General features: G+C 56.3%; 20 protein-coding genes. 18 read left to right on the forward strand and 2 right to left on the reverse strand.

Going from position 1 to position 25028, the window contains the following annotated elements:
- The first annotated feature begins 26 nt into the window (after positions 1-26).
- The 5 genes from C7445_RS02415 (at position 27) to C7445_RS02435 (ending at position 8249) form a co-directional block, all read left to right on the forward strand.
- Positions 27-1181, forward strand: a complete 1155-nt coding sequence (locus C7445_RS02415) for a 1-deoxy-D-xylulose-5-phosphate reductoisomerase (RefSeq protein WP_134158469.1) — start codon at positions 27-29, stop codon at positions 1179-1181.
- 7 nt (positions 1182-1188) lie between these two features.
- Positions 1189-2457: a M50 family metallopeptidase gene (locus C7445_RS02420; RefSeq protein ID WP_134158470.1), complete on the forward strand. Its 1269-nt coding sequence runs from the start codon at positions 1189-1191 to the stop codon at positions 2455-2457.
- A 94-nt stretch (positions 2458-2551) separates the two neighbouring features.
- Positions 2552-6901 carry a PolC-type DNA polymerase III gene (locus tag C7445_RS02425; protein WP_134158471.1) on the forward strand — a complete coding sequence of 1450 codons (4350 nt, stop codon included), beginning with the start codon at positions 2552-2554 and terminating at the stop codon, positions 6899-6901.
- 11 nt (positions 6902-6912) lie between these two features.
- The gene (locus C7445_RS02430; RefSeq protein WP_134158472.1) at positions 6913-7305 is read left to right on the forward strand and encodes a VOC family protein; all 393 of its coding nucleotides are present in this window, start codon (positions 6913-6915) and stop codon (positions 7303-7305) included.
- A 32-nt stretch (positions 7306-7337) separates the two neighbouring features.
- Entirely contained in the window at positions 7338-8249 is a 912-nt protein-coding gene (locus C7445_RS02435) for a prephenate dehydratase (RefSeq protein WP_134158473.1), read from the forward strand.
- A gap of 42 nt (positions 8250-8291) precedes the next feature.
- On the opposite strand, the gene C7445_RS02440 is transcribed toward C7445_RS02435, so the two are convergent.
- Together C7445_RS02440 and typA are read right to left on the reverse strand one after the other, a co-directional pair.
- Positions 8292-9470, reverse strand: a complete 1179-nt coding sequence (locus C7445_RS02440; RefSeq protein WP_134158474.1) for an MFS transporter — start codon at positions 9468-9470, stop codon at positions 8292-8294.
- Positions 9471-9536: 66 nt separating this feature from the next.
- Positions 9537-11372, reverse strand: coding sequence for a translational GTPase TypA (typA, locus tag C7445_RS02445; protein ID WP_134158475.1), 1836 nt, complete (start codon positions 11370-11372; stop codon positions 9537-9539).
- Between the two features lie 247 nt (positions 11373-11619).
- On the opposite strand from typA, the gene rimP reads away from it, so the two are divergent.
- From rimP to C7445_RS02510, 13 genes are all read left to right on the forward strand, one after another.
- Positions 11620-12093 (forward strand): ribosome maturation factor RimP, encoded by a 474-nt coding sequence (rimP, locus tag C7445_RS02450; RefSeq protein WP_134158476.1) that lies wholly within the window; start codon positions 11620-11622, stop codon positions 12091-12093.
- Positions 12094-12166: 73 nt separating this feature from the next.
- Positions 12167-13291, forward strand: coding sequence for a transcription termination factor NusA (nusA, locus tag C7445_RS02455; protein WP_134158477.1), 1125 nt, complete (start codon positions 12167-12169; stop codon positions 13289-13291).
- 27 nt (positions 13292-13318) lie between these two features.
- The gene (rnpM, locus tag C7445_RS02460; RefSeq protein ID WP_134158478.1) at positions 13319-13600 is read left to right on the forward strand and encodes an RNase P modulator RnpM; all 282 of its coding nucleotides are present in this window, start codon (positions 13319-13321) and stop codon (positions 13598-13600) included.
- Positions 13593-13940 (forward strand): L7Ae/L30e/S12e/Gadd45 family ribosomal protein, encoded by a 348-nt coding sequence (locus C7445_RS02465; protein WP_134158479.1) that lies wholly within the window; start codon positions 13593-13595, stop codon positions 13938-13940. Before rnpM ends, C7445_RS02465 begins: the two co-directional genes overlap by 8 nt.
- Positions 13941-13953: 13 nt before the next feature.
- Positions 13954-16668, forward strand: coding sequence for a translation initiation factor IF-2 (gene infB / locus C7445_RS02470; protein ID WP_279586203.1), 2715 nt, complete (start codon positions 13954-13956; stop codon positions 16666-16668).
- 46 nt (positions 16669-16714) lie between these two features.
- The gene (gene rbfA / locus C7445_RS02475; protein ID WP_134158481.1) at positions 16715-17086 is read left to right on the forward strand and encodes a 30S ribosome-binding factor RbfA; all 372 of its coding nucleotides are present in this window, start codon (positions 16715-16717) and stop codon (positions 17084-17086) included.
- Positions 17087-17111: 25 nt separating this feature from the next.
- Complete coding sequence (locus tag C7445_RS02480; RefSeq protein ID WP_134158482.1) at positions 17112-18113, forward strand: DHH family phosphoesterase; 1002 nt, start codon at positions 17112-17114, stop codon at positions 18111-18113.
- Positions 18114-18115: 2 nt separating this feature from the next.
- Positions 18116-19030: a tRNA pseudouridine(55) synthase TruB gene (gene truB, locus C7445_RS02485; RefSeq protein WP_134158483.1), complete on the forward strand. Its 915-nt coding sequence runs from the start codon at positions 18116-18118 to the stop codon at positions 19028-19030.
- 1 nt (position 19031) lies between these two features.
- The gene (locus C7445_RS02490; protein WP_134158484.1) at positions 19032-19973 is read left to right on the forward strand and encodes a bifunctional riboflavin kinase/FAD synthetase; all 942 of its coding nucleotides are present in this window, start codon (positions 19032-19034) and stop codon (positions 19971-19973) included.
- A 183-nt stretch (positions 19974-20156) separates the two neighbouring features.
- Positions 20157-20423, forward strand: coding sequence for a 30S ribosomal protein S15 (gene rpsO, locus C7445_RS02495; protein ID WP_006447003.1), 267 nt, complete (start codon positions 20157-20159; stop codon positions 20421-20423).
- 113 nt (positions 20424-20536) lie between these two features.
- Positions 20537-22651: a polyribonucleotide nucleotidyltransferase gene (locus tag C7445_RS02500; RefSeq protein WP_134158485.1), complete on the forward strand. Its 2115-nt coding sequence runs from the start codon at positions 20537-20539 to the stop codon at positions 22649-22651.
- A 69-nt stretch (positions 22652-22720) separates the two neighbouring features.
- A complete protein-coding gene (locus C7445_RS02505) occupies positions 22721-23701 on the forward strand; it encodes a polysaccharide deacetylase family protein (protein ID WP_134158486.1) in 981 nt (326 codons plus the stop codon).
- Between the two features lie 53 nt (positions 23702-23754).
- A complete protein-coding gene (locus C7445_RS02510; protein WP_134158487.1) occupies positions 23755-25020 on the forward strand; it encodes a M16 family metallopeptidase in 1266 nt (421 codons plus the stop codon).
- Positions 25021-25028 lie beyond the last annotated feature (8 nt).

The raw sequence follows: 25028 nt of genomic DNA on the forward strand, positions 1-25028 counted from the left end.
GTTGGGCATGCGGAGGTTGATGAGATATGACATATGTAACGATTCTAGGCAGCACTGGGGCAATCGGAACCCGTACCCTAGAAGTGCTTGCCGCATTAGGGGATACATATCAGGTGGCCGGACTCGCCGCGGGGCGCAACGTGGAATTGTTGGCAGAGCAAATCTGCCGTTTTCATCCACAGATTGTTGCGGTTGCGGACGAGGAAAGTCGAGCGAGACTGCTTTCCCTCTTGGACCGGAGCGACGCACCTGAGGTACTGGTGGGCGACGAGGGGCTGATCGCATGCGCAAGTCTACCCGCTCCAGTCGTGGTCAATGCAGTCATGGGGGCTCGCGGAATTTTGCCGGCTCTGGCTGCCGTGCGCCGGGGGGCTCGTCTAGCTCTTGCAAACAAGGAGTGCCTTGTGGCCGCTGGGACGTTCATCATGCGCGAAGCCGCTGCGGCAAATGCTGAGATCGTGCCGGTCGACAGTGAACACTGTGCCTTGCACCAATGTATGCAAAGTGGGAGACCTTCGGAAGTTCGACGTTGGATTTTAACAGCTTCTGGCGGGCCATTTCGGACATGGCGTCGGGAAGACTTGGCATCCGTTACGGTCGCCGACGCGCTGAAACATCCCAACTGGAATATGGGCAAAAAGATTACAGTCGATAGTGCGACCATGATGAACAAAGGGCTGGAAGTCATTGAAGCGCATCATTTGTTTGACGCGCCATATGATAAGATAGCTGTGCTTGTACACCCGGAGAGCATCGTGCATTCACTTGTCGAGTACGAAGATGGTTCGTTGATGGCTCAGCTTGCCACGCACGACATGCGATTGCCAATCCAATATGCCGTGACCTATCCGGAACGCGTTAGTCTCCCTTGGCCAAGGCTTAGTCTTGCCACAGTTGGCGGTTTGACGTTCGAAGAACCGGATGTGGAGAAGTTTCCAGCTCTTCGGTTGGCAATGGATGCGGGGCGTGCTGGCGGATATGCGCCGTGTGTCTTGAACGCCGCGAACGAGGTGGCTGTGGACGCGTTTTTGCGAAATCAGATTTCGTATTCGCGTATCACATCGCTCGTCTCGGAGGTACTCGACGACTTGCATTCGGGATCGCCTTCGTCCATTGATGACGTGTTGCATATGGATGGGCTGGCACGGGAACGAGCGCGACTCTTATTAACGAAGGGTTGATGACGGATTGCCAATTGTAGCGCACCTCGAATTCTACCTGGAGGCGGCTATTGCCATCGTCCTGGTCTTTGCCGTCTGCATCACATTGCACGAGTTTGGACACTTTTACGTAGCGAAGAAGTGCGGTGTGGCGGTTCCGGTATTCGCTATCGGCTTCGGTCCAAAGTTGTGCAAGTTCAAGCGTGGTGGCACAGAATACTCCGTTCGCCTGTTTCCGCTTGGCGGTTTCGTGCAAATGGCCGGGGAGGCGCCACAGGAAGCCTGGTTTCCTGTAGGTCAGCCTGTTGCCTTTCGTGTCAATGAGCTTGGCGAAATTGTTGCGCTTGGCGATGTTAAGGATTTGCCCGATGCAGAGGTGGGAACGGTACGCCGAGCCGATTTAACGGATGCTCTTGAAATGACCATTCAGATGGCGCAGGGGGTGCGCACGTATCCCGTTCGCCCGTATGCGCGCGTGATGTTGAATGCACGTTCGTCCGTGCCGATTGTCGAAAAACATGAACAGGTTGTAGGGAAGCCATTGTGGCAGCGGGCCGCGATCATACTCGCTGGGCCTGTGATGAATTTGCTTTTGGCTGGTTTTCTGTTTTCTGCCGTCAACACGTACACGGGTGTACCGACGACGACAATCGGGACGGTCGAATCACATATGCCGGCACAGATGGCTGGGTTAAGAGTCGGCGACCGGATTGCCCAGGTGGATAATCAAACTATCCGCTCTTGGGGCGAGCTGGTGGAGGTCGTGGGACGCAATGGTTACCGCGGCGGACAACCGCAACCGCTTCACGTCGTCGCTGTGCGCAATGGGGTTGCGCAGGATGTGACGCTGACACCGAAACTCGTCAATGGCATGCCGATGATTGGAATTGACGCGCAGGTGTCGCATAATCCTGTGCACACGGTGCCTGCCGGTTTCTCGGCCTTGGGTCGGGATATTGCGCTCACGGTACATGGTTATGTCGGTCTGTTCGTACATCATCAGTTCCAAACATTGTCCGGTCCGGTTGGGATCGCGCATGTGATCACGCAGCAATTGCGGTTCGGCTTTTGGAACGTCGTTGCCGTGGCAGGGGCATTGAGTCTTGGACTAGGGCTGTTTAACCTGCTTCCGATCCCGGCGCTTGACGGTGGGCGATTGCTGTTTATGGTGATTGAGTTAGTTCGGGGGAGGCGTGTCGACCCCGAAAAAGAGGGCTTTGTGCATTTCGTGGGTTTTGCGTTGGTGATGCTGTTTGCTGTCGTGATCACATACCGTGACGTGACCCATCTGTTTTGAGGGGTTCCGTTTCTGAAATCGCAAAACAGGGACGAGTGTTCGCCCCTGTTTTGTATTTCTAAAGTTGCAGAGGTACGCAGGAGGGCCTGTTACGATGTCTGCTGTGTTAGATCATTTGCCATCAGAACGTGCACTGGGACGGGTGAACCGTGTTCTGGTCGACGTGGCAGGTCGAAGAGTCCGGATCGAAGTCGCAAACCCACTGCGGTCAAGTTCCTTGGGTGGGGATGATGAAAGTCGCTTAGCGTCCGAACTCTCGCAGTATTATCTCGATCTTTGCGATTTGCGCGAGATTTGCCGTGAGCATTTTGGCGAGTCTTGCACTTGCCAGTGGCGTACCGACGCTGTCGAGCATTCGCTGTCGGTCAGTGAACTTGCCATGCTGACGAAAATTTTGTGCGACGGGTATAGTCGCGTTGAACCGATTGCAGGAAAGTTATTGGCTCAAGCGCAGGTGCTTCCGCAGATCCAGAACGGACATGGTTATGTCCAATTGTGCTTTGCGGCTCAGCCTGTCGTGGACAAGCTTAACCAGAAGGGCGTGAGCGACTGGTTAGCGCGGGAATCCCAGGAGGCGTTTGGACTTTCACTCTCGTTTGCGCTGCATGTGAGTCGCGAGCGTGAAGAGGAGCTTGAAAAGTTACGATCCCGCTTGCAAGCGGAAGAGGAAGAACGGGTTCAGCAGTTGCTTGCGGAAGAGGAAACTCGCATCCGAGCGAAAGAGGCGGATGAGCGCCCGACCCATAAAGCGGGCCGCGATACGGGTGTGGATAGCGTCGAGCCGTTGGTGGTCGGCCAGATCTATGCAGAGCCTGAGCCCATTGCGATTCGCGAAATTGTCGATGAAATGCGCAGGGCGTCCATTGTCGGTCGGGTGTTTCGCCACGAACGACGTACGCTTGCAAGCGGCAGAACGCTTATCCAGTTCAACATTACCGATTTCACAGACTCCATTTCAGCCAAAATGTTTGTTCAGCACGAGCGCGACTTGGCGGCGCTTGAAACGTTCGGGGACGGCGTCTGGGTAAGATTGCAAGGACAAGTTCAGTTTGACACGTATGCGAAAGAAATCGTCTTTATGGCGCAGGCGATGCGCCCGGAACCGGCTCCTGTGCGGCGTGACGAGGCGGAGGAAAAGCGGATCGAACTGCATGCGCACACGGTCATGTCCGCTCAAGACGGCGTTGCAAGTGCCGCGGATCTCGTGCGGCGTGCGGCGCAATGGGGACATCCGGCGATTGCGATTACCGATCACGGCGGTGTGCAATCTTTTCCGGAAGCTTATGGAGCGGCTAAGAAGCAAGGAATACGGCTCTTGCTTGGGGTTGAAGCGTACGTCGTAGACGATGGTGGATTAGTGGTCTACCGCGAGCGCGAACAGCCGTTCACGGACGAGACAACATTTGTGATATTTGATACGGAAACGACAGGTTTGAATGCGCGGGAGGACACGCTGATTGAAATCGCGGCAGTGAAGGTGCAGGGCGGTGAGATCGTCGACACGTACGCCTCGCTCATCGATCCGGAACGCCCAATCTCACCGAAGATCACGGAGCTGACCGGTATATCGAATGACATGGTCAAAGGTCAGCCTAAGTTAGAGGACGTGTTGCCCGCGTTCCGCGAGTTTGTCCAAGGGGCCATTTTAGTAGCGCATAATGCCGAATTTGATGTTGGTTTTTTAAACCAGTGCGCCGACAGGCTAGGAATGCCTGCCTGGGAGGAACCGGTCATTGACACCCTCGCTTTGGCTCGCGCCTTGTATCCGGGTGAGAAAAATTACAAGCTAAAGACGTTGACGCAAAAGTTCGCGGTCGAATTGGTCAATCACCACCGTGCATTGGCCGACTCTGAAGCGACGGCGAAAGTGTTCCTGCACATGTTGAAGGATTGCAAGGAACGCGGACTTGTCGATGTCTCGCATTTAAATCAGTTGCGGGGTCAGGTCGATATCGCGCGCGTAAGGCCGTTTCACGCGACCATTTTAGTGCGCAACCGCGACGGCTTGCGCAACCTTTACCGCCTTGTATCCATGGCCAACACGGAATATCTGCATCGCGTACCACGCTTGCCGAAAAGTGTGCTCGCGCAATTTCGCGAGGGACTGCTCATCGGTACGGCCTGTCGCCAAGGGGAGCTCATCGAATCGTTTATTCGCGGTAAATCGATCGATGAAATTGAGGCGGTATGTGAGTTCTATGATTATCTGGAAATCCAACCGCCAAGCCACTATGAGCCATTGATTCGCGATGAGCTGCTGCCGTCGTTCGAACATGTTCGCGAGATATTGCGCCAGATTGTCGACATGGGAAAGCGCCTAAACAAGCCGGTTGTCGCAACTGGGGACGTGCATTTTCTCGACGAGCACGATCACGTCTATCGCGAAATCTTTTTACAGTCTCAGAAGTTGGATACCAAACAGCCTCCGCTGTATTTTCGTACCACTGAGGAAATGTTGGCGGAATTCTCGTTTCTCGGTGATGATGCTCGGTCCGTCGTGATCCATCATCCGCAAGATGTCGCGCAACTTTGTGAGGATGTCAAGCCGATTCCCGACGACCTTCATACACCCGTGATCGAGGGCGCAGAAGAGGAGATTCGGTCGCTGTCATACCGCAAGGCCACGGAAATCTACGGCACTCCACTGCCCGATATCGTCGAGAAGCGACTTGAAAAGGAGCTTCACTCGATCATCTCGAATGGCTTTTCTGTGATCTATCTGATTGCGCACAAGCTCGTGACCAAGTCGCTATCAGACGGGTATTTGGTCGGCAGCCGCGGATCGGTCGGTTCATCGCTGGTTGCGACGATGACAGACATCACCGAGGTCAATCCGTTGCCGCCGCACTACGTCTGTCCGAACTGCAAATACAGCGAGTTCTTCCTACAAGGTGAATATGGATCTGGCTTCGACTTGCCGGAAAAGGCTTGCCCGCATTGTGGCACATCCTTGCGCAAGGATGGGCAAGACATCCCGTTTGAGACGTTTTTAGGCTTCGATGGGGACAAAGTGCCCGATATCGATCTCAATTTCTCGGGCGAGTATCAGCCGCGAGCGCATCGGTATACGGAAGAGTTGTTCGGCAAGGATCACGTGTTTCGCGCGGGTACCATTTCGGTGGTGGCGGAGAAAACCGCATATGGATATGTCCGCAAATACGCCGAGGAAAAGGGACTTGTCCTGCGCAATGCCGAGATCGAACGGCTGGTGCAGGGGTGTACGGGTGTCAAGCGTACGACCGGTCAGCATCCTGGCGGCCAGGTGGTCGTTCCCAATTACGTCGAGATTTACGACTTCACGCCGATTCAGTATCCGGCGGACGACCGTAGTGCGGAAACGTTCACGACGCATTTCGATTATCACTCGGGACTTGAAAACTGCCTGCTGAAACTGGACATTCTCGGGCATGACGACCCCACTGTGATCCGTATGCTGCAGGATTTAACGGGCGTCGACCCGAAGACAATCCCACTGGACGATCCGGACGTACTCGCACTGTTCCGCGGCACAGAGCCCTTGGGTGTCAAGCCGGAAGAGATCAAATCTGTTACGGGGACGTACGCAATTCCAGAGTTTGGTACGCGCTTTGTTCGTCAAATGCTTGAAGATACGAGGCCGACGACGTTTTCTGAGCTGGTGCGCATCTCTGGCCTGTCGCATGGCACGGACGTCTGGCTGAATAACGCGCAGGCGTTAATCCGAGAAGGGATCGCGACCCTTTCTGAAGTCATTTGCGCCCGCGACGACATCATGATTTATTTAATTCAGAAGGGACTCGAGCCTGCTCGGGCATTTAAAATCATGGAGGGGATCCGCAAAGGCAAGGGGGTCAAACCGGACGACGAGGTATACATGCGTGAGCATGGGGTGCCAGATTGGTATATTGAGTCTGGCAAAAAGATCAAATATATGTTCCCGAAGGCACACGCCGCGGCGTATGTGCTGATGGCTGTGCGGATTGCATGGTTTAAGGTGCATTACCCGCTCGCCTTCTACGCGACCTATTTTACCGTCCGCGCAGATGACTTCGACATTGCGCTCATGACCAAAGGACGGGACGCCATTTTGGCGAAGATCGACGAGATCGAGAACAAGGGCAATGCGGCCCTGCCCAAGGAGAAGAGTTTCGTGACGGTCTTGGAAGTGGCGTTGGAGATGGTTGCGCGTGGCTACCGGTTCCTTCCGGTCCACTTGTACCATTCGGATGCAACGCGCTTTTTGATCGACGAACGCGAGCAAGCGCTCATTCCGCCGTTCGTTGCCATTTCCGGAGTGGGCGAGACTGCTGCCCGAAACTTGTACGAAGCGGCTCAGCAAGGTGAGTTTCTCTCGCTCGAAGATTTGCAGACTCGCGCCCGCGCCTCGAAGACGGTTATTGACCTGCTTACGGAACTCGGATGTCTCGAAGGTTTGCCCGAAACCAATCAACTTTCGTTGTTTTAGGAGGCGCATGTATGGCGATTCGGAAGCTGGAACACACGGGTGTCATGGTCAACAATTTGGAGGAATCCATCGACTTCTACACGCGTATTCTCGGAATGGAGCTGAACGGGATCCTCGAACACAATCAGCCTGGTATGCGTTTGGCATTCCTGGCGTTTTCTGGACAAACAGCCGAATTAGAATTGATCGAAGGCTATCCCTCGGCTGTGGCGAGTGAAGGTCAGGTGCACCATTTGGCGTTCACGGTGGATGATATTGAGGCGGAGGCCGAGCGCTTGCGTGCGCTTGGCGTCACGTTTACCGATCCGGAAATCACCACGTTGCGCAATCAGGCCCGATATATTTTCTTCACGGGTCCAAACGGCGAACAGTTAGAGCTTTTTCAGCCGACTACACAGGCTTAATCCGCCTCCTGCAGGCGGACGGGAGGTTCAAGATGCGACTTTATTACCTCGGCCCTGAGGGGACGCATAGCCATGAAGCATCCGCACTTGCGGCGAAACAGTTGCTGCCCCAACCTGTGGAGCTACTTCCGCTGCCCACATTTACGGATGTGCTAGCTGCTTGCTTTGCATCGCCGCCTGGGGAAGCATTTGCGTGTGTGCCGATTGAAAACAGCATTCAAGGATCGGTGTGGCAGGTGTGGGATGAGGTGATGCGCGCGTGCAGCGCAGAGCCATCGCCGTCGCCTTCCGTTTGGGGGATCCTGGCCGCGGTTACGCAGCCAATCCATCAATTTGCCGTCTTTCGACAAGGGGCCGATCCGCACCAGGTTACAACCGTTCTCTCGCATCCACAGGCATTGGCTCAGTGTGCGCACACGCTGAAGGAGCGGTACCCAAACGCCTTGCCGACAACCGTATCGAGCACAGCGGAAGCGGTGAGACAAGTTGCCGCACAGACGTCCAAGTCAATGATAGCCATCGGTAGCCGTCGTGCGGCCGAAGTGTATGGTCTCGCATATGATCCTGTGCCCCTTGAGGATCACCAGGGAAATGTCACTCGATTTGCCGTGATTGGCCCGCGGGAAGCGCGGTTGTCACAACCTGCCGATCTCGTTTTCACAGATGAGACTGCGTCCCTGTGCCTGCGCGGGGTGCCGCACCGACCTGGGGGGCTGGTGAGTGCCCTGCAGTCGTTTGCGGGTGCTAACTTGAATCTCACCCGCCTCGAATCGCGGCCAGTAGGCGACAAGCTTGGTCACTACGTGTATTATTTGGATGTCTCGGTAGCGGGATTACAAGATGAGGGTTGGTCATCTTTACAGAGCGTCGTGCAGGATCTGGCGACGCATGGGACAGAGGTCATTTCCTTGGGTGTTTATCCGGTGTTTCGAAATCCAGGATAATCGCGTTGAAAAACAGGGCGTCCACTGTGGGCGCCCTGTTTTTCAACGCAGTAAAATACTTGGCATGCGCACCGCCCGCAGATTCCACGCGACCGTGGCGAGGGGAGCCAAACACAGGACGGAAATGCACACGAAGTACGCCGGACTGCCCGCCGCCAGTCCGAAGATGGAGACGTATAAAAATAATCCGATGCGGGCCGCAGAATAGAGCGATTCGCGGACAATGAAGCCGGTTGCGACATTGTCGAACAGTTGACCCACTGCATCGAATTGTTGCGCGTTTACCTGGCTGAAAAAGAGAGGATTGGCTAGGCTCACGACGACGTTAAAGGCGATCAGCAGGTGCGATCCATGCACGAATAGCAACGCGCTGCCAACCGTTGCCGCAACGCCGCCCAGCCAAGCGAAATTTTGGCGAACCGCATCCGATTTGGCGCGAATTCCATAGCCGATAACCAAATTGACGATCAAAGAAAGCAGTGCGTACAAGGTATTCAACCAACCGGCTCCCAAGATCCCGCTGCCGTAGGAGTAGGTGAGTACGCCAGCCGCGAAGTTGACGAAATACGTGTACAGGCTGCACGTGAGTACGGCAATGGCAAATGTTCCAAGACCGAAACCCAACAGTCGCCGGCGGGATGGGACTCTTGCGGCATGGACCTCAGTCGAGCGCGTAAAGGATAGGCGCGGGAACGGCCATGCCAGACCGAAGATGGCCGCAAACATCGCCATGACCACGGTGAACATCGCCGTATACCCAAAGGCGTGAATGACCGTCGCGGAAAGCGTCGGCATGGCTGCTGCGATACAACTGGTCGCCAAGTTGAAGCGGGCCATCGTCTGACCGCGCTGACCAGCATTGGAGAATTGAAACAAGAGCAAATTGTAGCCCATATAATAGAAACCGGAGGCAATTCCCATCATCGCCGCGACGACAAGATCGAGCAGCAAGATGCCGTGCGGTATTGCCATAAGCAGCGCGATCGCGCCGATGCCCCAGAGCGCCCCAAGCATGATGTTGCGCTTGGTGGATGATTTACTGATACGCCCCCCGACGACAAATGCCCCTATCCAAAATACATACATGACTACGTTGTATAACGCCGTTGCGCGCAGTGAAGAAAAGCCCTGGTAAATGTAAATGTTAATAAACAGGTTCGAAAATTGTGAGCAAAGATAGAACAGCATGTTGCAAATTGACAGGCGAATGATGGGCTTCAAGGACGTCGACGCTCCCATCGAAAAGTCGGCGGCGGGAGAACTCTCCCGCCGTTTTCATGCATTTGATCATGCTTCTTGGCGTGTGCGGCGCTGCGCCTTTTCACGCTCACTCTTGTTCAAGATTTGCTTACGCAATCGGATTGCCTGCGGCGTGACCTCGCACAACTCGTCGTCCTCGATGTAGGTGATGGACTCTTCCAAAGACATGGTACGGGCGGCTTTCAGACGGACCGTCTCGTCTTTGGTCGCCGAACGGATGTTAGTTTGGTGCTTTGCTTTGGTCACGTTGACGGTCAGATCGTTTTCGCGCGTGTGTTCGCCGACAATCATGCCTTCGTACACGGGCGTTCCAGGCGTGATAAACATGACGCCGCGGTCTTCCAGGTTACCCAGCGCGTATGCGGTCGCTTCTCCTGTGTCCATGGAGACCAGCACACCTTGCCTGCGCGTCGTGATCGAACCGCGCCAAGGGCCGTATTCGTGGAAACGGTGGTGCATGGTTCCATAACCCTTGGTCATGGTGAGAAATTCGGTGCGAAAACCAATCAGTCCACGCGTCGGGACGTGAAAAACCAGGCGTGTCATATCACCTTGACCTGTCGGTTCCAGGCTGACCATTTCGCCTTTGCGAAGGCCAAGCGACTCAATAACCGACCCAACGGCATCCGATGGTACATCTGCGACAAATTCTTCGATAGGCTCCATCTTCTGGCCGTCGATTTCTTTGACGATGACATGCGGTTTCGAGACAGCCAGTTCATAGCCTTCGCGGCGCATGGTTTCAATCAGAATCGACAGGTGCAGTTCGCCGCGGCTCGCTACGAGAAACACGTCGGCGTCATCCGTTTCCTGGACGCGCAGGCTGACGTCGGACTCAAGTTCTTGGAACAGTCGCTCGCGCAGCTTGCGCGAGGTGACGTGTGTACCTTCACGGCCTGCAAATGGGCTGTCATTTACGCGAAACGTCATCTCCAAGGTCGGTTCGTCGATCCGCAAGAGCGGCAACGGATCAGGATTCGCAGGATCGGCGACAGTCTCTCCAACCATAATCTCGGGAATGCCGGCAACCGCTACGATGTCGCCCGCAAAGGCTTCGTTCACTTCGATCCGGCGCAAGCCTTGATGGGCAAACAACTTTTGGATGCGCTTTTGGACCATGGTGCCATCGCGCTGGATGAGAGCCACGGTTTCGCCTTGCCGCAGGACGCCGCGCGCGATCCGGCCAATGCCAATTCGGCCCAGATACTCGTTATAGTCGAGCATGGTCACCTGCCATTGCAAGGGTCCTGCGACGTCGACCGCAGGGGCAGGAATGTGTTCGATGATGGCTTGGAATAAAGGTTCCATCGTGGTTCCTGGTACACCGGGATCGTCCGTTGCCGTACCCAGGATGGCGGACGTATAGACGACGGGAAACTCAAGCTGATCTTCGTTGGCGCCGAGATCGATGAACAGATCTAGAACTTCATCGATGACCTCGGCCGGGCGGGCGTTCGGGCGATCCATCTTGTTGACCACGACTACTGGCACAAGCCCGGCAGAAAGAGCCTTTTCCAATACGAATCGCGTTTGTGGCATCACGCCTTCAAACGCATCGACGACAAGCAACACGCCGTCAACCATTTTTACAATACGCTCGACTTCTCCGCTAAAGTCTGCGTGGCCAGGCGTATCGACGAGGTTGATGCGGTAATCTTTATAAGGTATGGATGTGGTTTTGGCGAGAATCGTAATGCCGCGTTCGCGTTCGAGGTCGTTGGAGTCGAGCGCCCGCTCGTGAATCTGCTCATTATCGCGGAAGAGTCCTGACTGTTTGAGCAGTTGGTCGACTAGGCTTGTCTTGCCGTGGTCGACGTGTGCGACAATCGCTACGTTCCGCATCCGAGTAACATCGGTTTGCATGGTGTCCTCCTTGCACTGACTTTGCGCTAAACACGATAGCACGAAGACCCCGCGATTACAACGCAGTTGACCGTTGGCGGCGTTTGCAGGGAGCTTCCATAGGTGGTATAATGCATGCGTTAGGCTTCGTATACCGTGTACGGACAAGAGTGGGGCTATTTCCCACTCTTTGATTTATGCTAGGCACTTTTTGGCGTACGCGTGGCGATGGCAAGATGACCGAGCCCGAGCTTGGGGAGGATGGCACGTGGCGAAAGAGCGTGTGACAGACATAGTCGAGCGTTTGGTGCTGCCGATTGTGGAGAAAGAGCAAGTTGAATTGGTCGACGTGGAATTTAAAAAGGAAGGTGCCAACTGGTATCTGCGGGTGTTTATTGACAAGCCCGGCGGCGTCGATATCGACGACTGCAGTCGGGTCAGTGAACAACTGTCGGAGCAGTTGGACATCGTCGATCCGATTCCGGAATCGTACTTTCTCGAGGTATCGTCGCCTGGCGCCGAGCGCCCCTTAAAAAAACCGGCGGACTTTGAGCGGGCAATCGGTGAACATGTTTATATTTCGCTCTACGAGCCCATCGACGGATCCAAGTCGTTCGAAGGTACGCTCCTTTCATACGACGGTGAGCAATTGGTCCTCGACGTGCGGGTGAAAACAAGAAGTCAAAAGGTCACCATCCCGTTCGCCAAGGTGGCATTGGCGCGTCTGGCCGTCGAATTATGAACGCGATCGCCGGGATAAGGGAAGCCCTGGCCGGTGTGGGTGAGAGATTAATGCAAGGGGGAGGTTCCCTTCTATGAACGTGGATTTTCTGGACGCGCTGGAGCAGCTCGCCCGCGAGAAGGGTATTGATAAAGATGTTCTCTTAGAAGCCATCGAAGCGGCACTTATTTCTGGTTATAAACGCAATTTTAATTCTGCGGGCAACGTCCGGGTCGACATTCACCGAGATACGGGCGAGGTTCGCGTGTTCGCACGCAAGACGGTGGTCGAGGAGCCGGAGGATACACGGACGGAGATTTCGCTCGATGCTGCGAGAGATATCAATCCGAGCTACCAATTGGGCGATGTCGTCGAGATCGAGGTGACTCCGCGCGATTTTGGGCGGATCGCGGCACAGACGGCCAAGCAAGTGGTAACGCAACGAATTCGCGAGGCGGAACGTTCAGTCATCTATGGGAAGTTCGTCGATCGCGAAGAAGAAGTCGTAAGCGGCATTGTCAGCCGCATCGAGCCCCGTGTCGCATATATCGACCTTGGTGATACGGAAGCCGTCATGCCGCAATCGGAGCAGATGCCGACCGATAAGTTGCACTTGGGTGATCGGGTCAAAGTGTTTATCGCTCGCGTCGAGCGGACGACGAAAGGGCCGCAAATTGTCGTGTCGAGAAGTCACCCGGGGCTGTTGAAACGGCTTTTCGAACTGGAAGTGCCCGAGATATATGATGGTGTCGTCGAAATCAAGGCTGTTTCGCGCGAGGCCGGGTATCGCTCGAAGATAGCTGTGCATTCGCGCAACCCAGAGGTCGATCCGATTGGCGCTTGCGTCGGTACGCGCGGCGGTCGTGTGCAGTCGGTCGTCAATGAACTGAACGGCGAGAAAATCGATATCGTCGAGTGGAGCGAGGATCCGGCGACATTTGTGGCCAATGCCCTGTCACCTGCGAAAGTTGTCGACGTGCAAATCCTGGAGGGCGAGAAGGTGGCGCGAACCATCGTCCCTGATTACCAACTGTCGCTTGCAATCGGCAAAGAAGGACAGAATGCACGGTTGGCCGCGCGTTTGACCGGGTGGAAGATCGACATTAAGAGCGAGTCGCAAGTGTCGGGAGACGACTTGTTTACGAATTTAGATGAGGACGCAGAAAGTGACGACAATGCCGTCGGCACGCTTGCTGACGATTGGCTGAACGAACCTTAAGCGGTACGGGGCAGGGGGGAGCATGGCATGAACAAAGTGCGGAAGGTGCCTCTGCGCAAATGTGTCGGTTGCCAGGAGATGAAACCGAAGCGTGAACTTGTACGCGTGGTCCATACGCCTGAAGGTGACGTGCGCGTCGATCCGACCGGCAAACAGAACGGGCGCGGTGCCTATCTCTGCCCGCATCCAAGTTGTTTACAAACGGCTCAAAAAAGGCGTTCGTTAGAACGGGTGTTGAAGACGAGCATCCCGGACGAGGTGTATCAGACCTTGGCGGATAAGATGCGGGAGGTCGCGGACGGTGCCTGATGCGGCGGCTGTGTTTTCACTTCTAGGCATCGCACGGCGCGCGCGAGCGGCCGTCGACGGTCAGGATCGGATTCTTGCGGCGATTTCGGGCGGACAGGCAAAACTGGTGATTGTAGCTGTGGATGCCGGCTTGAACGGGCGCAAAAAGATGTTTGACAAGACGGCGTACTATCACGTGCCGATTGTTGAATTTGGCGGCAAGGCGGAGTTGGGAAAGGCGATTGGGCGTAGAGAAGCTGCAGCCATCGCAATTGTCGAGGATGGCTTTGCGATCAAGCTGCGGTCGCGGATTGGGGAAACCCTCGGAGGTGGAGCGTTTGACGAAAATTCGAGTGTATGAGTACGCAAAGAAAATGAATATGTCGAGCAAAGAGATATTGACCATTCTAGGCCGCCTCGATGTGCCTGTGGCGAACCATATGAGCGTCATGGACGACGACATGATTCGTAAGGTCGAGACCTTTTTTGCCGACGTGAAAAAGCGAGCGGCAGAGCGTCGGGCTCAGGAGGCCGAGAAGGAGATTCGCGAGCGGCAGCAGAAGCGGCGTGAGGATCAGCCGGAGGCGGAGGCCCAAAGGACGGAATTGCGATCAGAGCGATCCGCTGACGTCAATCGTATGTCGGCTAACCGCCGTGACGGTGACGGAGTGCGCCGAGACGATGCTCGCAATCTGGGGCGGCGCGATGACCGCCGCGTCGAAGGCCGCGATGACGGCCGCACGGAGAATCGCGGTGACGGCCGAGGCGAGAGCCGCGCGGAGAACCGCGGCGGTCAACGGGACGATCGCGCTGGTTTCCGCAACGACAATCGCGACAATCGAAACCGACCGCATGGTGGTAACTTTGGCAATCGCGGTCCTCGCCAAGGCGATGGGGCAGCCGGCGGCCGTCCGGGTATGAGTGGTCAGGGCAGCCGTGATGGACGTCATTATGGGAATCGCGATGGCAATCGCGACGGTGGTCGTTTCGGTGGCCAAGGCCAGGGTCAAGGCGGATTTGGCAACCGCGGCGGCCGTGACAACGGACGTTTCGGCGGCCAGGGCCAAGCTCGGTCGGCAGGCGGTCAGGGCCAAGCTCGGTCGGCAGGCGGTCAGGGTGGTCGTTTCGGCGGTCAAGGCGGTGGTCGACCGGGCGGTGGGCGGCCAGCAGCTGCTGCAATCGCTCCGGCTCAAGCCAAGCCGACTGCTCCAGGCAGCTTGCGCAAAGATAAGGATAAGAAAGACCGCCAAGGATTCGCACGACACGAGGAATTTAATGAGACCAAACTGCAGCGTTCCAAGCGCCGTACCAATGGCAAGGGGCAGGCGAAGCCGTTGCCGACCGAGGTGACGGTCGAAGGTGCCATGAGTGTCGGCGACTTCGCGAAACTCCTGCAACGCGAGCCGGCAGAGCTGATCAAAAGGCTGCTTCTGCTCGGCGTGATGGCGACCATCAATCAGGAGATCGATACGGACACGATGGAACTTATCGCCTCCGATTTTGGTGTGACGCTGCACGTGGTCGAACCGGTTGACGAAGAGGCCTTGGACATGCTGGTCGAAGAGGACGATCCAGCGTCGCTCGTTCCGCGGCCACCCGTGGTCACCATCATGGGACACGTCGATCACGGCAAGACGACCCTGCTTGATGCCATTCGCGAAAGCAAGGTGACAGCCACGGAGTCTGGCGGCATCACCCAGCATATTGGCGCTTACCAGGTCGAAATAGCAGACCGTCAAATCACGTTCCTCGACACGCCTGGACACGAGGCGTTTACCACGATGCGCGCGCGCGGAGCACAGGTGACCGACATTACCATTCTCGTCGTCGCGGCAGATGATGGTGTCATGCCGCAGACGGTCGAGGCTATCAACCACGCGAAGGCGGCCAATGTGCCGATTGTGGTTGCGGTGAACAAGATCGATAAGCCGGACGCAAATCCGGATCGCGTGAAACAAGAGCTGACACAATACGGCCTTGTACCGGAAGAATGGGGCGGGGACACGATTTTTGCGCCGATCTCCGCATTGAAGCGAGAAGGTCTGGAAGAGCTTCTCGAGATGGTCCTGCTCGTCGCGGATGTGCAAGAGCTCAAGGCCAATCCGGAAGGCCGGCCGCGCGGGACGGTCATCGAAGCGAAACTCGATCGCGGTCGCGGTCCGGTGGCAACAGTGCTTGTGCAAAACGGCACGCTGAAGGTCGGCGACATTGTCGTGGCCGGTACGACTTATGGACGCGTACGGGCGATGGTCAACGATACGGGCCGACGCTTGAAGGTAGCTGGACCCTCGACTCCTGTAGAGATTCAGGGGCTCAACGGTGTTCCGTCAGCCGGAGACCAGTTTGTCGTCTACGACGACGAGCGGGGTGCGCGCAATCTGGTTGAAAAGCGCACGAGCCGGGAAAAGCAAGAGCAGATGCAAAATACGGCTCGCGTAACGCTCGACGATTTGTATCGCCAGATTCAAGAGGGCAATGTGGCCGAGTTGAACGTGATCGTGAAGGCCGATGTCCAGGGTTCGGTCGAAGCTTTGGTGCAGTCGATTGAGAAAATTGACGTTTCTGGCGTGCGGGTGCGTGTGATTCACAAGGGAGCTGGTGCCATTACCGAATCCGACGTCGCTTTGGCTTCTGCTTCGAATGCCATCATCATCGGTTTTCATGTCCGCCCGGATGCGAATACCAAGCGGATTGCTGAACAGGAAAAGGTTGACATCCGGCTTTATCGCGTGATTTACGACGTGATGTCCGAGCTGGAATCGGCCATGAAGGGTATGTTGGCGCCCGAGTTCAAGGAAGTCGTGCTTGGTCATGCACAGGTTCGTGAGACGTTTAACATCTCGAAGGTCGGCACGGTCGCCGGTTGCTATGTGACGGATGGGAAAATGACCCGCGATGCAGAGGCGCGCCTGGTGCGCGATGGAATTGTCGTGTATGAGGGCAAACTGGATTCGTTGAAACGATTCAAAGACGATGCGCGCGAGGTCGCAACAGGCTTCGAATGCGGTATTACTTTGGAGAAATTCAACGATATCAAAGTCGGCGACGTCATCGAGGCATTTACGATGGAGGCCGTCAAACGTGCCTGAGCATTGACCCTCGGGCGCGATCGCAGCCGGTGGAGGTGTATCCCGCGTGTCTCGAATTCGGGTACAAAAAGTCGCGGAGCAGATGAAGAAGGAATTGGCCGATATTGTGCGAACGAGTGTCAAGGACCCGCGTGTTGGCTTTGCGACCATCACGTACGTCGAGGTGTCAGGCGACCTGCAGCACGCAAAGGTCTTTGTCAGCGTGCTGGGTTCACAGGAGGAGAAGGACGGCACGCTCGCAGCTCTCTCGAGGGCGGCTGGTTTCATTCGCGGCGAGATTGCACGCAGGCTCCATATGCGCGTAGCACCGGAGCTTCTGTTCCGCCTGGATGAGTCTGGGGAGTACAGCGATCGGATTGAACGGGTTTTGAAGACGATTCATCACGACGATGAGGCTGGGGATTTGACGGGCGAGTAAGGATTGGACATGGGGAGGACGAGGCATGGAGCAGTGGCAACCTGTACCTCGACAGAAGGCGGCCGTGTACCAGGTCGCCGAGGCTGTAGTCGTCGGCGATGATTGGCTCATCGTCACGCACGAACGGCCAGATGGCGATGCACTCGGAAGTGCCTTGGCCATGGCGCATATTCTGCAGGCCTTGGGAAAGCGTTGGACGTTTGTCGTGGGAGAGGTTGTCCCTGCGCGTTTTCGTTTTTTGCCGATGTTTGACCGGATTCGCCAGCTTTCTGAACTGTCGGCAGGACCTTTTTCCCGCGTGATCGCCGTGGACTGTGCCGACCAATTGCGCTTTGCCTCGGTTGCGTCCGCGATGGCGCCGGATGCGTGTGTGCTGAACATCGATCACCATCAAACCAACCCACGCTACGGTGCGGTGGCGTGCGTCGACTCGGACGCGGCTGCCACTTGTGAAGTGATCTATCATATCGCACGCGCGCTTGGCATACCGCTCGCGATCGATCTCGCCAAGTGTTTGTACACGGGGATCCTCACGGACACGGGCGGCTTCAGTTACCCAAACACAACGCGAGAGGTTCACGAAATTGCCGCCGAACTGCTCGCGAGCGGCGTTCAGCCCTACGATATCGCGGAACCTGCGTTGGAGGCACGAACGTTGGAGCAGATGCGGTTACTGCAAACCGCCTTGCGGGATATGGTGATTGCGGATGACGGTCGTTACGCGTTTATCATGGTGAGTCAGGAGATGCTGGCCGACGCGCACGCCAATGAGGATGACGTCGAAGGCTTGGTCGGATTTGCGCGATCGGTCGAGACCGTCGAGGTGGGTGTGTTGTTGCGCGAAAGGCCTGACGGCACGGTAAAGGCCAGTCTGCGTTCCAAGCGCCTTGTCGATGTCGCCAAAATTGCACAGCAGTTCGGCGGCGGCGGTCATGCGCGGGCGGCTGGATGTAATCTCAGCGGTCCGCTCACAGAGGCGAAGGCGCACATTGAGAGAGCTGTGCAGATGGCTTTGAAGGAAGTGTAAGCATGAACGGTGATGCAAGCGGCGTGTTGCTCGTCGACAAGCCAGTTGGCCCCACTTCGCACGATGTGGTCGGCAAGGTGCGTCGCAAGCTCGGTACGCGCAAAGTCGGGCATGCCGGTACGCTCGATCCCGGCGCCAGCGGTTTGCTCATCATCTGTGTGGGTGCTGCCACGCGACTCTTGGAGTATTTTACGGGTGTCGATAAGTCGTACACAGGGACGGTCGTGTTTGGTATTGGAACGGACACGGACGATGCGACGGGAACTGTGACGCGCCAGGATTCCGCTGCGCATTTGACATTTGCGGATGTCCGCGGAGCGGCAGAAGCGTTCATCGGTTCGACTATGCAGACGGTGCCAGCCTATTCGGCTGTTCACATCGACGGTGTCCGTGCTTACGAATTGGCGCGCAAAGGCGAGACGATGGTGTTGCCCGAGCGTGAAATTCGCATTTCGCAGTTTGAACTTGCCGATTTTCGCAACGAGGGAGAATGCTGTTCGGCTTCATTTTCGGTCACCTGCTCCAAAGGCACTTATGTACGCGCACTGTGCCGCGATCTCGGGGAACGGCTCGGCGTTCCCGCACACATGGCAAGCTTGCGGCGAACGGCGATTGGATCGGCGCGCCTTGCCGATGCAGTCGCTTTGGAGGCATGGCTTGCCAGCGAGCATCCTGAGACATGTTTGCGCGATCCGTTGCTGTATCTAAATGGGTACCCCATCTGGCACCCACCGGCAGGCGTTCTGTCGCGATTGGCCAACGGGCAGACCGTTCGCTGTGCGGACAACCTGCTGGGCGTTGAGACAGGGCAGGTTGTGATGATTGTGCATGCTGGTGCAATCGCGGCCGTCGGTGAGGTGCAATCCATTGAACCGACGCTGATCCGTCCGAAGAAGGTGTTTTGGAAGAGGGGATAAGATGCTGTTTCACGAGGTCCACGGGGTGCCCCCTGCAAGTGAAGTCCCACAGGTTCTTGCCATCGGCAAGTTCGATGGCGTACATATTGGGCATCAGGCTATCCTCGACGCTGCGCGCAGGGAGGCGCGTCTGGGCGAGCGGCTCGCTGTGCTAAGTTTCGAACCACACCCGACATACGCATTGACGGGAAACCCGGAGTACCTGCGAACACTCACGCCTCGCGCGGAAAAAGTGCGCCTGTTGGCGGAGTTGGGCGTAGGTGCATATTATGCCGCGCAGTTTAATCGTGAGTTTCAATCCCTGACACCCGATGCATTTGTCGAAACGTACCTGCCATCGCTCGCTGTTCGTCATGTCGTGGTCGGCGACGACTTTCGCTTTGGCCGTGGCGGCAGCGGCACGATTGAGGTGTTGCGCGAACTTGCTCAACGTTTGGGCATCGGCGTGACCGTTGTCCCACCCGTTGAAGAGGGCGCGCACAAGGTTGGCAGCTCACAGATTCGGGCTCATTTGGCGGCGGGGCGTGTCGAGGCTGCGGAGGCGCTGCTCGGTCGGCCATATGCCTTAACCGGAACCGTGGTGCACGGGGATAAGCGCGGACGACTGATTGGCTTTCCTACCGCAAATCTTGGTGGCATTGATCAGTACGTGATGCCTGCATCCGGCGTGTATGCGGTGGCCGTTGCGTTGCTTGATGAGACATCGTCGGAGTCGCATTGGTTCGGTGTCTTGAATGCGGGATTTCGCCCTACAGTTGAGGGAACGACCTTTCGAGTCGAAGTTCATCTCTTAGGGTTTAGCGGCGATTTATACGGGAGAGAATGTCGAGTATCATTCCTGCGCCGAATTCGCGATGAACGGAAATTTGCCGGATTGGACGAGTTGAAGGCGCAGATTGAACGCGATTGTGACGTGGCTCGCGAATTGCTTGGGCTGTCGTAGGTACGCGCAGGCGAGTGGCGACGACGGCCGCCTCGGTATTGCATGAATCAACTCTGGCCGATAGGTTGATTTTGTGCTATGCTATGCTTTGTGTGTCATACACGATGAACTGCATCGCGGATCAGGAGGATCCCTCCGACCTGTTCTTCGTTGCAGGGATGATAGGATTAGGAGGATAACACCATGTTGGATGCAGAAGCAAAAAAGCAGATCGTTGAAAAGTACAAAGTGCATGAAACGGATACGGGATCTCCGGAAGTGCAGATTGCGATTCTGACAGAGCGCATCAATTATCTCACGGAGCACTTCCGTACACACAAGAAGGATCATCATTCGCGCCGTGGGCTGTACAAGATGATTGGTCGGCGTCGCAACCTGTTGAACTATCTCCGTAAGAAGGATATCAACCGGTATCGCGAACTGATTCAGTCGCTTGGATTGCGCAGGTAAAGGAGAGGCGGGCTTCGGCCCGCTTCTTTTGCATGGGAGATGAAGTTCTCGCTGCGGTGATGCTCATACATACCCGATTGAACAACCTCGGCGGTATAGGAGGTATATGAACCATGGTGGTTCGTCATGAATTTGAAGTTGGTGGCCGCCGCTTTATCTTGGAAACGGGCAAGCTGGCCAAACAGGCGACGGCCGCCGTGAATGTGCAGTACGGCGAAACGGTCGTTCTGGCGACGGTGACGGCATCGAAAGAGCCCAAGGATCTCGACTTTTTCCCGCTTACCGTCAACTACGAAGAACGGCTCTATGCGGTAGGCAAAATTCCTGGCGGGTTTATCAAACGCGAAGGTCGGCCAAGTGAAAAAGCTATTTTGGCGTCGCGCTTGATTGACCGGCCCATCCGCCCGCTGTTTCCCGATGGGTTCCGCAACGATGTGCAGGTCGTCGACATCGTGATGTCCGTCGATCAAGATTGCGCACCGGAAATTGCGGCGATGATCGGCACGTCCGCTTCCTTAACCATTTCCGACATTCCGTTTAACGGCCCGATTGGGGGTGTGATCGTCGGTTTGGTGGACGGCGAGTTCGTCATCAACCCGACTGTTGCGCAGGCGGAGAAGAGCGAGTTGCATCTGGTGCTCGCTGGCACGAAAGACGCCATTGTCATGGTGGAAGCAGGAGCCAATGAGGTTCCCGAGGACACGGTGCTCGAAGCTGTATTGTTCGGCCACAAGGTCATTGGTCAGATCTGCGATGAAATCCTTGCGTTTGCTGACAAGGTCGGCGTCGTTAAGCGTGAGGTGCAACTCCATCAGGTCGATCGAGAGCTAAGCGAAGCGGTGCGCCAGTACGCGACCGAGCGCGTCAATGTCGCGGTGCGCAATCCGGACAAGCTCGCGCGCGAAGAGGCATTATCCAATCTCAACGACGAGGTGCAAGCGCACTTTGCCGAAGCCTTTCCTGAGCGCGATGCCGAGATCGCCGAGATCATGCACGATATTCTTAAAGAAGAGGTTCGGCGTGCCATCTTGCAGGAAGGGATTCGACCGGATGGGCGCAAGTTGGATGAAATTCGGCCTATCAGTTGCGAAGTCGGACTGTTGCCCCGAACACATGGATCGGCGCTCTTCACGCGTGGACAGACACAGGCGTTGTCGGTCTGTACCCTTGGCGCCATGGGTGACGAGCAAATGCTCGACGGGCTCGAGGTAGAGAAGTCAAATCGTTACATGCACCACTACAATTTCCCGCCGTTCAGCGTTGGCGAGGCGAAGCCGTTGCGCGCACCAAGTCGCCGCGACATTGGCCACGGCGCACTCGGCGAACGGGCACTTGACCCGGTGATTCCATCTCCAGAGGAGTTTCCGTACGCCATCCGCGTGGTGTCGGAAATTTTGGAGTCCAACGGATCCACGTCCCAGGCCAGTATCTGTGGCAGCACAATGGCGTTAATGGATGCCGGCGTTCCCATTAAGGCACCGGTCGCGGGTATTGCGATGGGGCTCGTCAAAGAGGGCGACCAAGTGGCCATTTTGACCGACATTCAAGGCATTGAGGACCACTTGGGCGATATGGATTTCAAGGTGGCGGGGACGGCTAAGGGCGTCACGGCGCTTCAGATGGACATCAAGATTAGCGGCATTGATCGCACGATTCTCGAGCGCGCGCTGCAGCAGGCACATGAAGGGCGCATGTTCATTCTTGGCAAGATGATGCAGGCGATCTCGGCGCCGCGATCGGATCTTTCTAAGTTTGCACCACGCGTCATCACTGTTCGCATCAATCCTGACAAGATTCGCGACGTGATTGGACCTGGTGGACGCGTGATCAACAAGATCATCGAGGAGACTGGGGTCAAAATCGACATTGAACAGGATGGACGCGTGTTCATTCACAGCATGGACGGCGGTCAGGCCGACAAGGCTCGGGACATGATTCAGAACATCGTGCGCGAGGTTGAAGTCGGTGCGACGTACGTCGGCAAGGTGACGCGTGTGGAGAAATATGGAGCGTTCGTTGAGATCCTTCCTGGCAAAGAGGGGCTGGTCCACATTTCGCAGCTCGACGTCAATCGTGTTGCGAAAGTGGAAGATGTCTGTCAGGTCGGCGATCCCATCACCGTCAAGGTCACCGAGATCGACAACCAGGGTCGTATCAATCTGTCGCGTAAAGAGGTCCTGAAAGCTCAGCAAGGCGGTGCCGTAGCAAGTCCGTCTGAACGTACGTGATTTGTTTTGCGAGTCTTGCCGTGCAATTTGAGGCATCCTATCCCTGTTTATGACAGTGGAGGGGTGTGTATGAAGCGAGTTTTGATTTGGGCGGCGAGTGCCTGTGCCGTGCTATGTGGATCCGCAGGGCTCGTCCATGCGACGCATCGGCATGACGACGGCAAGACATATGTTCAGCGGCAGACTTTGCCGACCAAATCCTTAAGCGAACAACTGCAGGATGACAATCGCGACATGGGCGTGCCGCCGGTCGATGCCCGTACCGACCGGGTCTGGCACGCCATTCCTGGTTTGTGCGGATGGCGGCTGGACGTGGCAGAAAGCGAGCGGGCGACCCGCATGGCGACGGACGGTAAGCGCCATCTCGTATGGCGGATCGTACCTCCGCGCGTGCGGCTGGCGATGTTGCCTGCGGATCCCATTTATCGTGGCCCGGACACAGAAAAATCGGTTGCGCTCATGGTCAATGTATCGTGGGGCGAGGAGTATGTGCCTGCCATGCTTTCTGCTTTCAAACGTGCAAACGTGAAAGCAACATTTTTTATCGACGGCAAATGGGCCTTGGCACATCCCGACTTACTGAGAAAGATCGCGGCAGACGGTCACGCCATCGGTTCTCATGGCAGTGGTCATCCTGACTTTCGCAAGCTCTCCACAGCAGCCTTGGCGCGCCAGGTGGACGGAACCAACGACGTGATGGCGAAGATCATCGGCAAGCGGCCGCGGTTGATTGCGCCCCCTGCCGGGTCGTACGACGATCGGCTGGTCAATATGGCCCACGAACGGGGGATGTACACGATCCTGTGGACGGCTGACACGGTCGACTGGCGGCGGCCGCCAGCGCACATGATCGTCGATCGCGTGAAGCGGGGAATGGCCCCTGGTGCCTTGATCCTGATGCATCCCACTGCGAGCACGGTGGAAGCCTTGCCGCAGATATTACACATGTTGTCCGTGGCCGGTTTTCACACGAAGACGGTGGAAGACGTTGTTGACGAACGTCCGGCTATGATGCCACCTTCCATCTTGAGCCCTGTCCCAACGGTTTGATATATTGGGGCTACTGTGCATGTAGGCTCGGGTAGGACGAGGAGGCCTTTTCTTTGACATATCGAGTACAGCTCGACAATGGGTTACGCATTGTCGGCGAAGAAATATCGTCCATTCGCTCAGTCAGTTTCGGCATTTGGGTACGGACTGGCTCGCGGTATGAGGCGCCTTCGGAGAACGGCATCAGCCACTTTCTCGAACACATGTTTTTCAAAGGTACCAGTCGGTACAGCGCCAAGGAACTGGCGCACTTGTTTGACGATCTCGGCGGCCAAGTCAATGCGTTTACGGCGAAAGAGTACACTTGCTTTTACGCGCGGGTTCTCGACGAACACTTCGCGACAGCCCTTGACACCTTGGCAGATATGCTGCTCGGATCGACGTTTGCACCAGTCGAGATCGAAAAGGAAAAGCGCGTTGTCATTGAAGAGATCCACATGTACGAGGATACCCCGGATGAGCTCGTGATGGATCTGATTGCAGACGGTGTCTATGGCGACCATCCACTTGGTTACACCATCCTTGGTCGCGAGGAAAACCTGCAGCGGTTCACCCGTGAGGATTTGCTGAGTTATGTACACCGCCACTATCAGCCCGCAAACATGGTCGTGGCGGTTGCCGGGCACGTCGATGAAGCGACGGTTGTGCGCGAAGTGGAACGGTTGTTTGGCGGCATGGCAACGGCCACGGCGGATCGATCCCAACTCTTGGTGCCGCCGTTTCGCAAGGGTGTCACGGTCCGTGAAAAGGACATTGAGCAGGTTCACATTTGCTTGGCTTCCCCGGGCTATCCGGCGGGACGGGATGAACTGTATCCGCTTCTTTTGCTTAACAACATGTTAGGTGGCACGCAATCTTCCAGACTGTTTCAAGAGATACGCGAAGAGCGTGGCATGGCGTACTCGGTGTACTCGTTTCATACGGGGTATCAGGATGCCGGGATGTTTGGCGTGTACGTGGGTACATCGCCGGAGACGGCAGAACAGGTTTTGCAACTCGTCCAGTCGGTGTGTGACGATATGTGGCAGTCGAAACTGGCGAGCACAGAACTTGAGAAGGCGAAGCGGCAGGTAAAAGGTGCCTTGATGCTCGGGTTGGAGAGCTCGGGCAGCCGCATGAGCCGGATTGCCAAAAATGAGTTGCTCCTGGGCCGCGACGTGCCCATCGAGGAGACCATTGCCGGGATCGAAGCGGTGACGCCGGAAGCCATTCAGACGGTGGCACAGCAGGTGCTGAGTTCAGGCTTTGCGATCGCCGCTGTCGGGCCCTTGGCTGGGATCGATCTCGAGGGATCTGTGAAGGTGTGTGCGTCGTCGTGATGAATCGG

The organism is Alicyclobacillus sacchari (assembly GCF_004366795.1).
GTDB lineage: Bacteria > Bacillota > Bacilli > Alicyclobacillales > Alicyclobacillaceae > Alicyclobacillus > Alicyclobacillus sacchari.

What these genes read in the sequence shown, in the direction of transcription:
- C7445_RS02415 (WP_134158469.1), top strand. Translation starts at nt 27, where the DNA reads ATGACATATGTAACGATTCTAGGCAGCACTGGGGCAATCGGAACCCGT.
- truB (WP_134158483.1), top strand. Translation starts at nt 18,116, where the DNA reads ATGAACGGTGATGCAAGCGGCGTGTTGCTCGTCGACAAGCCAGTTGGC.
- infB (WP_279586203.1), top strand. Translation starts at nt 13,954, where the DNA reads ATGAATATGTCGAGCAAAGAGATATTGACCATTCTAGGCCGCCTCGAT.
- C7445_RS02480 (WP_134158482.1), top strand. Translation starts at nt 17,112, where the DNA reads ATGGAGCAGTGGCAACCTGTACCTCGACAGAAGGCGGCCGTGTACCAG.
- C7445_RS02435 (WP_134158473.1), top strand. Translation starts at nt 7,338, where the DNA reads ATGCGACTTTATTACCTCGGCCCTGAGGGGACGCATAGCCATGAAGCA.
- rnpM (WP_134158478.1), top strand. Translation starts at nt 13,319, where the DNA reads ATGAACAAAGTGCGGAAGGTGCCTCTGCGCAAATGTGTCGGTTGCCAG.
- C7445_RS02430 (WP_134158472.1), top strand. Translation starts at nt 6,913, where the DNA reads ATGGCGATTCGGAAGCTGGAACACACGGGTGTCATGGTCAACAATTTG.
- typA (WP_134158475.1), bottom strand. Translation starts at nt 11,372, where the DNA reads ATGCAAACCGATGTTACTCGGATGCGGAACGTAGCGATTGTCGCACAC.
- nusA (WP_134158477.1), top strand. Translation starts at nt 12,167, where the DNA reads ATGAACGTGGATTTTCTGGACGCGCTGGAGCAGCTCGCCCGCGAGAAG.
- C7445_RS02425 (WP_134158471.1), top strand. Translation starts at nt 2,552, where the DNA reads ATGTCTGCTGTGTTAGATCATTTGCCATCAGAACGTGCACTGGGACGG.
- C7445_RS02505 (WP_134158486.1), top strand. Translation starts at nt 22,721, where the DNA reads ATGAAGCGAGTTTTGATTTGGGCGGCGAGTGCCTGTGCCGTGCTATGT.
- C7445_RS02500 (WP_134158485.1), top strand. Translation starts at nt 20,537, where the DNA reads ATGGTGGTTCGTCATGAATTTGAAGTTGGTGGCCGCCGCTTTATCTTG.
- rpsO (WP_006447003.1), top strand. Translation starts at nt 20,157, where the DNA reads ATGTTGGATGCAGAAGCAAAAAAGCAGATCGTTGAAAAGTACAAAGTG.
- C7445_RS02490 (WP_134158484.1), top strand. Translation starts at nt 19,032, where the DNA reads ATGCTGTTTCACGAGGTCCACGGGGTGCCCCCTGCAAGTGAAGTCCCA.